Below are 13,569 nucleotides of genomic sequence, written 5' to 3'. Positions count from 1 at the left end.
TTCTTGCGATCTTTTTTCATTTAGCATAACCTGTCTTTAGTAAGCTGAACCGTTTCAGTCGCAGGGGTATTCAGATTGTGCCGCACGGGATAAAAAAGATTGCGGTTTCTATGATAAATACCCCGTACAAAAACCCGTGAGTCCGTTATTCTTAGTTCGCTGATAATTTGGCTATTTCTGAGGATACTATGACAATAAAAATTGCAATCAACGGGTTTGGGCGAATCGGGCGGAGTGTGCTGCGGGCGTTGTATGAAACCGGGCGTAATACGCAGATTACCGTTGTTGCTATTAACGAACTGGCGGATTCCGAAGGTATTGCACACTTACTTCAATATGACACAAGCCACGGACGCTTTTTTAAACCGGTGAAGCTGACAGATAAAAATACACTGAAAGTCGGCGATGACACGATCCGCATCCTGCATGAAGCGGATATTCATCAGCTTCCCTGGGCGGAACTCGGTGTGGATGTGGTACTTGATTGCAGCGGCGTGTACGGTTCCCGTGATGACGGGCTCGCACATATTGCGGGCGGCGCGAAAAAAGTCCTGTTTTCCCATCCCGGCGGTAATGACCTGGATGCGACCATTGTCTACGGTGTTAACCATAATACACTGACTGCACAGGATAAAATTGTATCGAACGCGTCCTGTACCACCAACTGCATCATTCCGGTGATAAAATTACTGGATGAGGGATTCGGTATCGAATCCGGTACGGTGACCACTATTCACGCGGCGATGAATGATCAGCCGGTGATTGATGCTTATCACAGTGATTTACGGCGCACGCGGGCGGCCGGGCACTCCATCATTCCGGTGGATACCAAACTGGCGGCGGGGATCAGGCGTATTTTCCCTAAATTTGAAGATCATTTTGAGGCGATTTCAGTCCGGGTGCCTACAATTAATGTGACGGCGATTGATTTGAGCGTTACCGTCAAAAGTAATGTCACCACGCAGGATGTAAACCGCCTTCTGCAAAACGCAGCGACGGGGGCATTTCGTGGTATAGTGGACTACACAGAGTTACCGTTAGTCTCGGCGGATTTTAACCATGATCCGCACAGTGCTATCGTTGACGGCACACAGACCCGCGTCAGCGGACAGCATCTGATAAAAATGCTGGTCTGGTGCGATAACGAATGGGGCTTTGCGAACCGTATGCTGGATACCACTCTGGTAATGGCTGAGGCGGGTTTTCACTGAGGGACGGCGTGCCCCGGCAGAAAATTGAACACAATTTAACTGATAAGAGAATCAACAAGAGGATTCACCATGTCCGTAATTAAGATGACCGATCTGGATCTGGCGGGTAAACGTATTTTTATCCGTGCTGACCTGAACGTTCCTGTCAAAGATGGCAAAGTTACCTCTGATGCACGTATCCGTGCCTCGCTCCCGACAATCGAAGCCGCACTGAAACAGGGTGCCAAAGTCATGGTGACCTCTCACCTCGGCCGTCCGGTTGAAGGGGAATACAACGAAGAGTTTTCACTGAAACCGGTTGTTGATTATCTGGCAGATAAACTGAGCTGCCCGGTGCGCCTGGAAAAAGATTACCTCAACGGCCTGGAACTGAATGCCGGTGAGCTGGTGGTGCTGGAAAACGTCCGCTTTAACAAAGGCGAGAAGAAAGACGACGAAACCCTGTCTAAACAGTACGCCGCTCTGTGCGATATTTTTGTGATGGATGCTTTCGGTACTGCACACCGCGCCCAGGCATCGACTCACGGCGTGGCAAAATTTGCCCCTGTCGCCTGTGCCGGCCCGCTGTTATGGGCGGAGCTGGATGCACTCGGCAAAGCGCTGGGTAACCCGGCACGTCCGATGGTCGCGATTGTCGGCGGCTCCAAAGTCTCCACCAAACTGACGGTTCTGGATTCTCTGTCCAAAATCGCGGATCAGATCATCGTCGGCGGCGGTATCGCCAACACCTTTATCGCAGCGGAAGGGCACAATGTCGGCCGTTCACTGTATGAAGATGACCTGATCCCTGAAGCAAAAAAATTACTCAGCACCTGTGATATCCCGGTTCCGGTTGATGTTCGTGTGGCGACTGAGTTCTCCGAAACCGCAGAAGCGGTACTGAAATCAGCCAATGACATCAAAGATGATGAGCAGGTACTGGATATCGGTGACGAATCCGCACACCACCTGGCTGAAATCCTGAAAAATGCCAAAACGATTCTGTGGAATGGTCCGGTCGGCGTGTTTGAGTTCCCTAACTTCCGTAAAGGGACTGAAATCGTGGCTAACGCGATTGCTGACAGCGACGCGTTCTCTATCGCAGGCGGTGGTGATACCCTGGCGGCTATCGATTTATTCGGCATTGCGGATAAAATTTCCTACATCTCTACCGGCGGCGGTGCATTCCTGGAATTCGTCGAAGGCAAAAAACTGCCTGCCGTTGTGATGCTGGAAGAGCGTGCAAAACAGTAACAGTCATAATCAGATGACAACAACGGGCGGTGCAGGCCGCCCGTGACAACTTCCGAAAGACCAATACAGGAAATTTGACATGTCTAAAGTTTTTGATTTTGTAAAACCCGGTGTCGTCACTGGCGATGATGTTCAGAAAATCTTTGCGGTAGCCAAAGAAAATAATTTTGCACTGCCAGCGGTAAACTGCGTCGGGACAGACTCGATCAACGCCGTATTGGAAGCGGCGGCCAAAGTCCGTGCTCCTGTTATTGTTCAGTTCTCAAACGGCGGTGCCGCATTTATCGCCGGTAAAGGTTTCAAAGGCGAAGGTCAGCAGTCTGCTGTTCTGGGTGCAATCTCCGGTGCGCATCATGTGCATCAGATGGCAGAATATTACGGCGTGCCGGTTATTCTGCATACTGACCACTGTGCGAAAAAATTACTGCCGTGGTTAGACGGCCTGCTGGACGCCGGTGAGAAACACTTTGCCGCGACCGGTAAACCACTGTTCTCTTCTCACATGATCGACTTGTCAGAAGAGTCACTGGAAGAAAACATTGAAATTTGCAGCAAGTACCTGGCGCGTATGGCGAAAATCGGTATGACCCTGGAAATCGAACTGGGCTGCACCGGTGGTGAGGAAGACGGCGTGGATAACTCCCACCTCGATAACTCCGCACTGTATACCCAGCCGGAAGATGTCGCATATGCATATGAAAAACTGAATGCCATCAGCCCGCGTTTCACTATCGCGGCATCATTCGGTAACGTGCACGGCGTTTACAAGCCGGGTAACGTGCAGTTAACACCAAAAATTCTGCGTAACTCTCAGGACTATGTTTCTGAGAAATATAACCTGCCGCACAACAGCCTGGATTTCGTATTCCACGGCGGTTCCGGTTCAACTGCGGAAGAAATCAAAGAAGCAGTGGGTTACGGTGTGGTGAAAATGAATATCGATACCGATACTCAGTGGGCAACCTGGGAAGGTATCCTGCACTACTACCAGAAAAATGAAGGTTATCTGCAGGGCCAGCTGGGTAACCCGGAAGGCCGGGACAAGCCGAACAAAAAATACTATGACCCGCGTGCATGGTTACGTGCCGGTCAGCAGACAATGATCGAACGTCTGGAAAAAGCATTCAAAGAACTGAACTGCGTTAACGTTCTGTAATTTGTTGCGTGAATAAAAAGACCGCCCGGTATTTTGCCGGGCGGTTTTTTTGTATGAATTATTTTTTCTGCTGGCTTTCATTACGACGGATTATCGATTCAATTAACTCATCGATATGAAGATTGACCAGCATTTCAACCGCATCACTGCGGGTTTTGCCGGAAAGAAGTGACAGATGGTTAATTTTTCTGACTGTTGTGCCGGTCAGCGATAATGACACGGCTTTCTTTTTCTCTTTATCCAGCGACACTTTCCCGCGGTAATACACGGATTTCGGACTCTCATTGCTGTTCAGTTCTTCACTGAGTTTCTTCAGTGTTTTGCGATCCAGTGTGCCGGCATCCGTCATCTCATAGGTATGTGACGCTTTCCGGTAGCGGATTTCGGCTGACCAGGTATCACGTAACTCTTTGAATGTACGGGTCAGTGTTGCCTCTGAGCAGCGGAGTGTCGCCAGGATCTCATCTGACGGAACCGGTTTTCCGGGGCCGAGCAGGGTTGCCAGGGTGAATAAACGAACCTGTCGTGTGCTTAGTTGCATAGTCTGGGGACACCTGTATAAAAACAAAGAGACTGAGTAACGATTATCGCGGAACAGCCTGCGCCGCAGATAACTGTACTATTTAATCAGCAAGCCAGAATATATCAAGGCACTCAGATATAATAGTACCGGATATTCTGCCTGATGATATTTTTGTCTGCAATATTACCCGTTTTGTGTTTTAAACGGTTGTCCGTCAGATTTCCGTTGTGCGATCCCGTATACCCGGGCCCGGGCCAGAATAGCAGATGCCCAGCGGCGGTGTGTCGCCGGTTCGCACATGGCTCCCTGTGATTTGAATACCGCCTGTGTGGAGTTCAGTATCCGCAGCGCATCGGCGTGTTCATCGGCAGAGACCCGCAGAGCATGTTCAATCACCGCCACCTGGTTCGGGTGAATCGCGGTTTTACCCACCAGCCCGTGAGCAATATCCAGTGCCAGCTCCCGTGTCATGACATCGTGATCATCAATGTGCTCGCACACCGGTGCGGTCATGGCAAAGTCGTACGGGGCAAAAACAGCGACCAGCATTTTAATCACATAGCCCATCGGGCCGTCATACAGTGTGAGATGACGCGGGCGGCGCAGTGAAATCACATTCATCAGGTCATTACCGCCGATACGCAGTGCGATGATCCGGTCATGACAGGGATGGGATTTGAGAACCTGTGCCAGTTCCCGCATCTGCACCACATCACAGACCTCTTCAGTTTCCAGGGTCGGCATCATGCACAGCGGGGTATCCTGTACCACCTGCCACCAGACCGGCAGCGTTTGCTGTGTGAATTTCGGCAGAACCAGACCGTCGATGGCTCTGAGATCACAGTGCTCCCGCAGCCATAATCCCATTTCAGGATGACGCGGACGGATAAACACCAGCGGCCAGTTCTGGTTACCGGCACGTTGTTTCTCTGCCGTCAGTGCCGCCAGGATAACCTGTAAATTATTCAGCGCCTGCGGGAGATCCGTTTCACTGACCGCATCTTCCAGACAAATAATCAGCGAGCGCAATCCGCTGATTTTATTATTGATAACAGCATCTGTGATATCAGTGCGGGTGGCGGGCATGTAGAGTGAAGCCCCTAAATTCCACGGTGAGAGACGCAGAGTCATGGTGATACCTTCCTGATAATAGTGACGGCGCGGTACTGCCCGAGGGCGTCGCCGGCTTCCGTGATAGTGATCCCTTTCTGACGGGCGAGATAAAGCAGTAATTCCACGTCCGGCTCTGTACAGTCACGCACAAAGACATGATCCGGCACCCGGCGCAGGACGGCGCGGGTCGCTTCGGCAATACCGGGTTTGATTCTGTTCAGGTCGCTCACATCGCAGCGTGCCGCCAGCGCAGTGATCACCGCGAGGCTTTTTGCCCGCAGTGCGGCTTTAGTCTCAGGATCGGGAAATACCGCCGCAGAAACCGCAGTATTCTGCTGACGGCGTAATGCAGCAACAGTACCGGTCAGTGTCCGGCTGCATTCATAAGATTGTAAGTGCTCACAATGAACACAGCCGTGCGGGCCGGTATCCGACCAGACGGAGCGGGAGATAAGCCCGGAAACCGGTGCTCCCATAATCCCGGAGGGGATCAGCCAGTCATCGTCAGCAGCAGAAAGCCAGGCGCATCCGGCCGGATCGGCCAGCACTACCAGACGCGGATCGGCCGGGTAGCCGGGTCTGTCTTTCAGCGATCGGATCAGCTCACCGGTGATAGCGCCTTTGCCTGTCCAGCCATCCACAAACACAATACCGGCCGTGCCGTGATGGTGTTCGATCCATTCCAGTGCAGCGGTATCAATACCGCGGTCACGGATGATGCTGATGCCGTAATGGTGCGAGGTTTTTCCCGAATCACGCAGGGCCTGATGCAGCATCACGCCCAACGGCACACCGGCACGGACCAGACTGACCAGCACAACCGGCTGATCAGCAAAATAATCACCCAGCGTACGGGCGAGGGAACTCACATCCAGCGCCAGCCGCGGCGCACCTTTTTCCAGCGCACGGTTAAACAGATCAAGATGCCAGGCGGTAGGCGCGGGCTCCTGACTGAGCATATCGGAATAGTGTTTCTGTCCGGACTGAATCAGCTGCTCTTTCACATCAACCGGTGTCATATCAATGGTGACCGGCCGGAGCAGAAACTGTACATCATCCGGCAGATAACTGCCTGAGAACGGGGGGAAATTATACATCGGATACCTCACTGAAAATCCGGGCGGCGACAGCATCCGCAAATTGACTGCGGGATGGCATACCGAACCAGGTACAGTGCTTCATGAAACGGTAATCGCTCAGACTGTCGCCGAGGCCGATAACCGGAAAGGTGCCGCGCTCTGCCCGTAATAACGTCAGCAGCCGGGTGACGGCCAGGCCTTTTTCCACCGGGTCCGGCAGCCAGGCAATATTGTTACTGTTGCGGTGAATATAAAATCCGTCTGACGGGAACTGTTGTTCTATCTCTGCGGCAACCGCATACAGTTCATCTGTACGGGTGCTGTCGGTGTGTTTCATCACCAGATAGACCGGCACGTCATCGTACTCATAATTAATACGGGCCCATGCCTCAATGCCGCGCTCCGCCATCAGGTCAGTACAAAACTGCTGAAGTGACAGCAGGCGCTCACGGTAAGGGGCGAGGGCGGCCAGCATCTGAGACTGCCAGACCGGCTCCGGTGAGCCGTCCGGCTGCAGGATCACCGCACCGTGTGTGGTGATCGCATACGAACGGAACGGGATAGTGACGCGGCGGAGTTCTTCCGTTCCGCGGGCGGTGACCGGGATGAGATCGGTATGTGCCAGCAGCCAGTCTGTCAGCATCGCCTGTTCTTCTGTCATAAAGCTGCGCGGCTGCAATGTGCGGTCAAGTGCGCCGGTGCGGAATGGCGTGAGATCCTGTTCCTGTGTCATTTTACGTTTTGTCTGGAACAGGGTGTCATCCAGATCGGTCAGGATCACTGGTTTAGTCGTCATAAATAATCTCCGTCAGTGGTGCGCAGCCGGACAGCGCCTGTAATAACTGCGGATCAAATGCAGCCGGGTCAGTTTCTGTGCACAGCAGAATGCGGTCAAATGACTGATGCGCCACATTGTAGAGGTAGTTGGCGATCCCCAGTCCGTAGTTATCCGTAAAGGAAATTACCGATTCAATGGCACCCCCCGGGGCTATCGGGGAGCGGGTCAGGGCGCTGAATTTCACATCCGCCCCGGCGTCCGCCAGCCGTTCGGCCAGCAGGAACGGCTCCCAGACAAATTCACCGGAACCCAGCACCAGAATCCGCTCACCCGGCACTGCGGTCACGGCACGGCCGAAATCAGTATGCGGTTCATGCAGACCCAGCCGTACCCGCGTCAGCGGACGGCGAATCGGTACGGTGCCTGCTGAACTGACATTCACATCCGGCATCTCCGGCAGTGTGGCATCAGGATCAGCCTCCCAGCGCCAGCTTCCATTAATCAGCGAGACATGCTGTAACGGTAATCCGTGCTGAGAAGTGGCCGGCGTATCACGCCAGTCTGTCAGTGTGACAGTGACAACCTGCTGTAAATCAGGTAATTGTCCGCTTTCATGTAATGCGGTCAGCAGATTGGTAAAAGTATTGCCGGTGGTGGCTTCATCATCTGCCAGCACCAGGGTTTTCGCCTGCTGCAACCGGGCTTTCAGTTGCGGGTTATCCGGGAAATAGAGCAGATGATCCGTAGCGTGGCTGTGGTTCTCTTTAAACTCACACAGCAACTCGCCGTCTGCCGGATGACGGGTGGAAGAGAGATACAGGGACGCCGGATACTGACGGCGGATTTCGCTGTATACCCCCACACCCAGCCCGACAGCGGTTTCTGCCATACCGATAACCAGTACCGGCTGCGGAAGATCCTGCGGAAACTGTTCAGCAAGACGACGGTAAACGCCGCGCATGATTTCCGGCTCTGCCGGGATATGACGACCAAGCACTTTGCTGACAAACAGAAATGCCCGTTTCGGATTACGCCGCTCCGCGATACCAAACAGGGTATCCAGTGTTTCCGGAGTGGCATCGCTGCGGACTTCCAGCGTGCCGGTAGTCAGTGTGAACCGGTGATGACCGGGACGGGAAAAACCGGGCATAGTGACCTCAGTGTATTGCATTATTCAGGGAAGACGGGTAGCTGACGGCTTCGGTCAGGGGACGGACAACCGTCGGACAAAACTCGGAGCGATCATATTTCCTGACCTCATCCGCACTGAGCAGGCCAAGCTGATACAGGGCAAACAGTCCCGGCAGATTCACGCCGCTCAGTGCGGTATAACCGATGCCGCCGGACGGCCGCATATTGATTTCAAGCAGCAGAGGTTGCCCGTGATGGTCATGGCGGGTCTGCACATTCACCAGCCCGTCAGCGTTCATCACCTGTGCACAGGCGCAGGCCAGCTCAAATGCGGGGCCCTCATGTTCAAGGTATTGCAGGGAACCTTCCTTCCGCCGCGCGACAGCCGCCAGGACCTCTCCGCGATCAGCCAGAATATCCACAGAATACTCCGGGCCGGGCAGGCAGGGCATCAGCACCTGAGGGGCACATTTTCCGGTACTGCCGAATGCAGACAGGTACTGCTCCGGTGTGGTGATCCGCCGTTCAGGATGGCTGAACATCGCCATCGGTGATGCTTTGTCATCAAACTGCCAGAAACCGGTGCCATAAATACCCTGTACCGGTTTGATACACAGCGGCAGTCCCGGAAACGGGGAGTCAGTCAGTGCATCACGCAGTTGTGCAGCGGACGTGATCTGTACCGAAGGCACGACCGGCAGACCGTGTGATGCCATTTCAGCGGCAAACCGGGCTTTATCATCCGCCACGGCGTAATCAGACAGAGAAACGACACCGGTTGTCAGCCGGGCGCCGGAGGCGGTGATAGTGTCTCTGTGCGTTTCAAACCATGGGGTATTCCGTCCGGCGTGGATGGCCTGAATACCGTATTTTTTCGTAACAGACAGCATAAACGCCAGCCGGGCATTATCGTCAGCCGGTTCAGTCAGCGAAAAATCTGCTTCTGACAGGATCTCATGACGGGGCTGCCGGTGAGAGGCAAATATCGTGAGATCAACCTGTAATGTTTGCGCGAACAGCCTGATATTCCGGATCAGATCACGCTGGGAAGAGAGACCTTCCGTCAGCCAGATTGCATGCGCCATTTTTGTTTATTCCTGTTCTGTTTTATCCGATAGATTGGGAGGGAGTTTATTTATGATTAACCAACATGTCAATCATATTATGATTATGTTGTTATTGATGATAAGCTGACAAAATTTGACATTACACATAGTTTTGTAAGTTACTTTTGATTGTTTAACTATTTGTTTTTATTTGATTATTAATTTTAGGTGAAATATATCTTGCCAAAGAACTCCGTCATGATATGATTTTTCAAAATTCATTATAACGTGTACCTGTCACCGGGGTTCCTATCCCGTTTAAGGAATGAAAATATGGTTTCACTGACGAAGAATCAGACGGTATCTCTCAGCAAGGCATCAGCCGCTTTAAATCAGCTGCATTTCGGCCTCGGCTGGGATCCTGTTCAGAAAAAGAAAGGTTTTCTCGGTTCGCTGTTCGGCGGCGGTAACGACTCAATCGATCTGGATGCCAGCTGCATTCTGCTGGATAAAGACGGTCGTATTCTCGATACCATCTGGTTCCGCAAACTGAAATCAGACTGCAAATCGGTGGTTCATGAAGGGGATAACCTGACCGGTGAGGGTGACGGTGATGATGAAGTGATCCGCGTGGATCTGAATCGCCTGCCGCAGAATACCGAATATCTGGCTTTTACGGTGAACAGCTTCCGCGGCCAGACATTTAATGATGTGGAAAATGCCTTCTGCCGTGTACTGGATCAGAGCGGTAAAGAGCTGGTGCGTTATCAGCTGAATGAGCAGGGCTCACATACCGGTATCGTGATTGCCTCCCTGTGCCGCAGCGGCGGTGAGTGGAACTTTACCGCACACGGTGCTGCGTGCCGCGGCCGCACGATTGACGACATGTCTTCTGATATCGTCAGTACGGTGGTGCGCTGATGAACATGACGCCGGGGGCGAACGCGCCCGTTCCGCTGAAAACACTGCGGATTACGGTGCTGTCCGGCGCGGCGGCGGATGCTTCTGCTTTCCGCCTGTACGCTGACGGCAAAGTGAAAGGTGACCCGGACATGGTCTTTTACGGCCAGCCGCAGAATGATGACAGCACCATCAGCTGGCAGCAGAACGGCAACAATACCGTCTTTACGGTTGATATCAGCCGTCTGCGTCAGGATGTGCAGAAAGTGGCATTTGTGGTCACCTGCGACGGCGGACAGACTGTTGCCGGACTGCGCAGCCTGGAAGTGCAGGTTGATGCGGATCAGGAAAAACTGCTCAGCGGCAATGTGGATACCGCAGGTCGTCAGGAAGCGGCACTGATCCTCGGCGAACTGTACCGTCGTAATAATGAGTGGAAATTCCGCTTTGTTGCCCAGGGTTTCAACGGCGGGCTGCAACCGCTGGCGGAACATTTCGGGGTGGATGTGGCCGCTGAACCGGCGCCAAAACCTGCTCCGGCATCAAAACCGGCAGAAAGCAAAATCAGTTTAAGCAAGATATCGCTGAGTAAAGAGAAGCCGTCAATCAGCCTGAGCAAGCGGGATAACTTCGGTGAAATCCGCATTAATCTGAACTGGCACCGGGAAGCGCAGAGCAGCAGTTCCGGTGGTTTTCTCAGCAATGTATTCGGTGGCGGCAACAAAGGTATCGACCTGGATCTGGGCGCATTTGTTGAATTACAAAATGGTCAGAAATCCGTGATTCAGGCACTGGGTAATGCATTTGGTGATTATCGCCGCGAACCGTTTATTCAGTTGCAGGGTGATGATCGCACCGGCTCGGTGTCTGAAGGTGAGTGGCTGCATATTAACGGCGGTGAATGGAAACATATCCGCCAGATCCTTATCTACGCCTTTATTTACCAGGGCGTACCGAGCTGGGATAAAACAGATGGCGTGGTCACGGTCTTTGTACCGGAGCAGCCGCCGGTGGAAACCCGGCTGACAGAAGGGGATAACCGCCGCACCATGTGCGCGATTGCCCGCCTGGTCAATGAGAACGGGGCGATCAAAGTTGAGCGTCTTAACCGTTTCTTCAAAAATCAAAGCGATATGGACGAAGCGTTCGGGTGGGGTTTCCGCTGGAAAGCCGGCTCGAAATAATTTAATTGAGGATACAGCAATGAGTATACTGAACCGGGTCAAAAATGCGTTTAATTCAGGCCGCGAAGAACTGACAAAACAGGTCAGTCGTTTCAGAAACCGTAAGTTTATGGAAGGTACAATTGCAGTCTGTGCCCGTATTGCGGTTTCCAGTGACGGGGTAAGCGCGGAAGAGAAACAGAAAATGATTGGTTTTCTGAAGTCCTCCGAGGAACTGAAAGTATTTGAAACTGAAGAAGTGATTACGTTTTTCAACAAACTGGTGACCAGTTTCGATTTCGACATGGAAATCGGAAAAGGTGAAACCATGAAATATATCCTGGCGCTGAAGGATCAGCCGGAAGCAGCGCAGTTAGCGGTGCGTGTCGGGATTGCGGTCGCGAAGAGTGATGGTGACTTCGACCAGGATGAGCAGAAAGCAGTAAAAGAGATCGCTGCAGCGCTGGGGTTTGACCCGGCAGAATTTGGTCTCTGATTTTTATACCTAAGGGTTAATTATGGAATCAACACATATCGGTTTTCCGATGGAAACAGTCACCGTTTTCGTCGTCCTCGCTATCGGTGCGATTTTTCTTGATTTGTTTATGCACCGGGGTGATAAGCCGGTTTCACTGAAAAATGCGGCAATCTGGTCTGTTTTCTGGGTTGCTGTGGCAATGGGTTTTGCCGGGTTTCTGTATATCCACCACGGTTCTGAAGTCGCGAGCCTGTTCGTCACTGGTTATGCGCTTGAGAAAGTGCTGTCCGTCGACAACCTGTTTGTGATGATGGCGATTTTCTCCTGGTTCTCGGTTCCGGATCGTTTCCGCCACCGTGTTCTGTACTGGGGGATTATCGGGGCTATCGTTTTCCGCGGGATTTTCGTGGCGATAGGTACCGGTCTGCTGAGCCTGGGGCCGTATGTGGAAGTGATTTTCGCCCTGATCGTTGCATGGACCGCTGTCATGATGCTGCGGAACCGCGAAGAGCAGGATGAGATAGAAGATTACTCACAGCACATTGCTTACCGGATGGTGAAAAAGCTGTTCCCTATCTGGCCGAAACTGAGCGGACATGCCTTCCTGCTGACGCAGAAAGAAGTGGATGCCGAACTGGCAAAACCGGAGAACAAAGACGTCACTATCGGCCGCGGTCAAAAAGCCGCACTGTATGCCACGCCGCTGATGCTGTGTGTGGCGGTAGTGGAACTGTCCGATGTGATGTTTGCGTTTGACTCTGTACCGGCGATTATCGCCGTCAGCCGTGAGCCGCTGATTGTTTACAGTGCCATGATGTTTGCGATTCTCGGCCTGCGTACCCTGTACTTTGTCCTCGAAGCACTGAAGCAGTACCTGGTTCACCTGGAAAAAGCGGTTATTGCGCTGCTGTTCTTTATCGCGGTGAAACTGGGTCTGAATGCAACAGACAGCCTCTGGGGTCACGGGTTACATATTTCAGCCACCAGCAGCCTGTTCGTCGTGCTCGGGGTTCTGGCACTCGGTATCATCGCCAGCTTTATGTTCCCGGAAAAAACGGAAAATGCGGATAAGTAATTATCCGCTGCCCGTCACTGATTTAACTAAGGAGTAAGTGAAATGAGCGTTTCTCTTTCTAAAGGTGGTAATGTGTCGCTGAGTAAAACAGCCCCTTCAATGAAAAACGTCCTGATAGGCTTAGGCTGGGATGTTCGTTCCACAGATGGTCAGGATTTTGACCTTGATGCCTCCGCGTTCCTGCTGACAGCAGCCGGTAAAGTGCGCGGTGATGCAGACTTTATTTTCTATAACAACCTGCGTTCGACTGACGGCTCTGTCACCCATACCGGCGACAACCGTACCGGCCAGGGCGATGGCGACGATGAATCCCTGATTATCAAACTGGATATGATTCCGGCAGAGATCGATAAAATCGTCTTCGTGGTCACCATTCATGATGCGCAGACCCGCCGCCAGAGCTTCGGCCAGGTGTCCGGTGCGTTTATCCGCCTGGTCAATGATGACACCAACACGGAAATCGCCCGTTATGACCTGACGGAAGATGCGTCTACCGAAACCGCTATGCTGTTTGGTGAACTCTACCGTCACGGCACCGAGTGGAAATTCCGTGCCGTCGGGCAGGGCTATGCCGGTGGTCTGTCATCCGTCTGTGCGCAATACGGTATTAACGCGTCCTGATAATTTCTTTCAGCGGGCTGAGAATCAGCCCTCTTTATAATAATCCGCAGCAGGAGTCCGAA

General features: G+C 52.6%; 14 protein-coding genes. 8 read left to right on the top strand and 6 right to left on the bottom strand.

Translation table 11 applies throughout. The features are described from left to right. Positions 1-188 precede the first annotated feature (188 nt). From epd to fbaA, 3 genes are all read left to right on the top strand, one after another. Positions 189-1,211, top strand: a complete 1,023-nt coding sequence (gene epd, locus R5268_RS16160) for an erythrose-4-phosphate dehydrogenase (protein WP_052926407.1) — start codon at positions 189-191, stop codon at positions 1,209-1,211. A 69-nt stretch (positions 1,212-1,280) separates the two neighbouring features. After that, the gene (gene pgk, locus R5268_RS16155) at positions 1,281-2,444 is read left to right on the top strand and encodes a phosphoglycerate kinase (protein ID WP_046895137.1); all 1,164 of its coding nucleotides are present in this window, start codon (positions 1,281-1,283) and stop codon (positions 2,442-2,444) included. Positions 2,445-2,523: 79 nt separating this feature from the next. Then, on the top strand, positions 2,524-3,600 hold the full coding sequence (gene fbaA, locus R5268_RS16150; protein ID WP_182107346.1) for a class II fructose-bisphosphate aldolase: 1,077 nt from the start codon (positions 2,524-2,526) through the stop codon (positions 3,598-3,600). A 58-nt stretch (positions 3,601-3,658) separates the two neighbouring features. Here the strand turns inward: fbaA and R5268_RS16145 are convergent, their stop codons facing one another. From R5268_RS16145 to R5268_RS16120, 6 genes are all read right to left on the bottom strand, one after another. Next, positions 3,659-4,141 (bottom strand): hypothetical protein, encoded by a 483-nt coding sequence (locus R5268_RS16145; RefSeq protein ID WP_046895139.1) that lies wholly within the window; start codon positions 4,139-4,141, stop codon positions 3,659-3,661. Positions 4,142-4,306: 165 nt separating this feature from the next. Then, positions 4,307-5,254, bottom strand: a complete 948-nt coding sequence (locus tag R5268_RS16140) for an HpcH/HpaI aldolase/citrate lyase family protein (protein WP_317419762.1) — start codon at positions 5,252-5,254, stop codon at positions 4,307-4,309. Continuing rightward, the gene (locus tag R5268_RS16135) at positions 5,251-6,333 is read right to left on the bottom strand and encodes a cysteine protease StiP family protein (protein ID WP_317419761.1); all 1,083 of its coding nucleotides are present in this window, start codon (positions 6,331-6,333) and stop codon (positions 5,251-5,253) included. The genes R5268_RS16140 and R5268_RS16135 overlap by 4 nt, the downstream gene beginning before the upstream one ends. Next, on the bottom strand, positions 6,326-7,111 hold the full coding sequence (locus tag R5268_RS16130) for a hypothetical protein (RefSeq protein WP_317419760.1): 786 nt from the start codon (positions 7,109-7,111) through the stop codon (positions 6,326-6,328). The genes R5268_RS16135 and R5268_RS16130 overlap by 8 nt, the downstream gene beginning before the upstream one ends. Then, a complete protein-coding gene (locus R5268_RS16125; RefSeq protein WP_317419759.1) occupies positions 7,101-8,243 on the bottom strand; it encodes a phosphoribosyltransferase domain-containing protein in 1,143 nt (380 codons plus the stop codon). The genes R5268_RS16130 and R5268_RS16125 overlap by 11 nt, the downstream gene beginning before the upstream one ends. Positions 8,244-8,250: 7 nt before the next feature. Beyond that, on the bottom strand, positions 8,251-9,309 hold the full coding sequence (locus tag R5268_RS16120) for an ATP-grasp domain-containing protein (RefSeq protein WP_317419758.1): 1,059 nt from the start codon (positions 9,307-9,309) through the stop codon (positions 8,251-8,253). Between the two features lie 294 nt (positions 9,310-9,603). Between R5268_RS16120 and R5268_RS16115 the strand changes: the two genes are divergently transcribed. The 5 genes from R5268_RS16115 to R5268_RS16095 are packed head-to-tail and all read left to right on the top strand — an operon-like array spanning position 9,604 to position 13,507. After that, a complete protein-coding gene (locus R5268_RS16115; RefSeq protein WP_046895145.1) occupies positions 9,604-10,191 on the top strand; it encodes a TerD family protein in 588 nt (195 codons plus the stop codon). Then, positions 10,191-11,354 carry a TerD family protein gene (locus R5268_RS16110; protein ID WP_317419757.1) on the top strand — a complete coding sequence of 388 codons (1,164 nt, stop codon included), beginning with the start codon at positions 10,191-10,193 and terminating at the stop codon, positions 11,352-11,354. The genes R5268_RS16115 and R5268_RS16110 overlap by 1 nt, the downstream gene beginning before the upstream one ends. Before the next feature lie 19 nt (positions 11,355-11,373). After that, positions 11,374-11,829 carry a tellurite resistance TerB family protein gene (locus tag R5268_RS16105; protein WP_046895147.1) on the top strand — a complete coding sequence of 152 codons (456 nt, stop codon included), beginning with the start codon at positions 11,374-11,376 and terminating at the stop codon, positions 11,827-11,829. Positions 11,830-11,851: 22 nt separating this feature from the next. Next, entirely contained in the window at positions 11,852-12,886 is a 1,035-nt protein-coding gene (locus tag R5268_RS16100) for a TerC/Alx family metal homeostasis membrane protein (protein WP_046895148.1), read from the top strand. A 42-nt stretch (positions 12,887-12,928) separates the two neighbouring features. Next, complete coding sequence (locus R5268_RS16095) at positions 12,929-13,507, top strand: TerD family protein (RefSeq protein WP_046895149.1); 579 nt, start codon at positions 12,929-12,931, stop codon at positions 13,505-13,507. Positions 13,508-13,569: the final 62 nt, after the last annotated feature.

Origin of the sequence: Morganella sp. BCCO 40_0007 (assembly GCF_032989665.1) — a bacterium.
In the GTDB taxonomy this organism is placed as follows: domain Bacteria; phylum Pseudomonadota; class Gammaproteobacteria; order Enterobacterales; family Enterobacteriaceae; genus Morganella; species Morganella sibonii.
The sequence above is the reverse complement of the archived record's forward strand: the minus strand, read 5'-3'. Positions and strand labels throughout refer to the sequence as shown.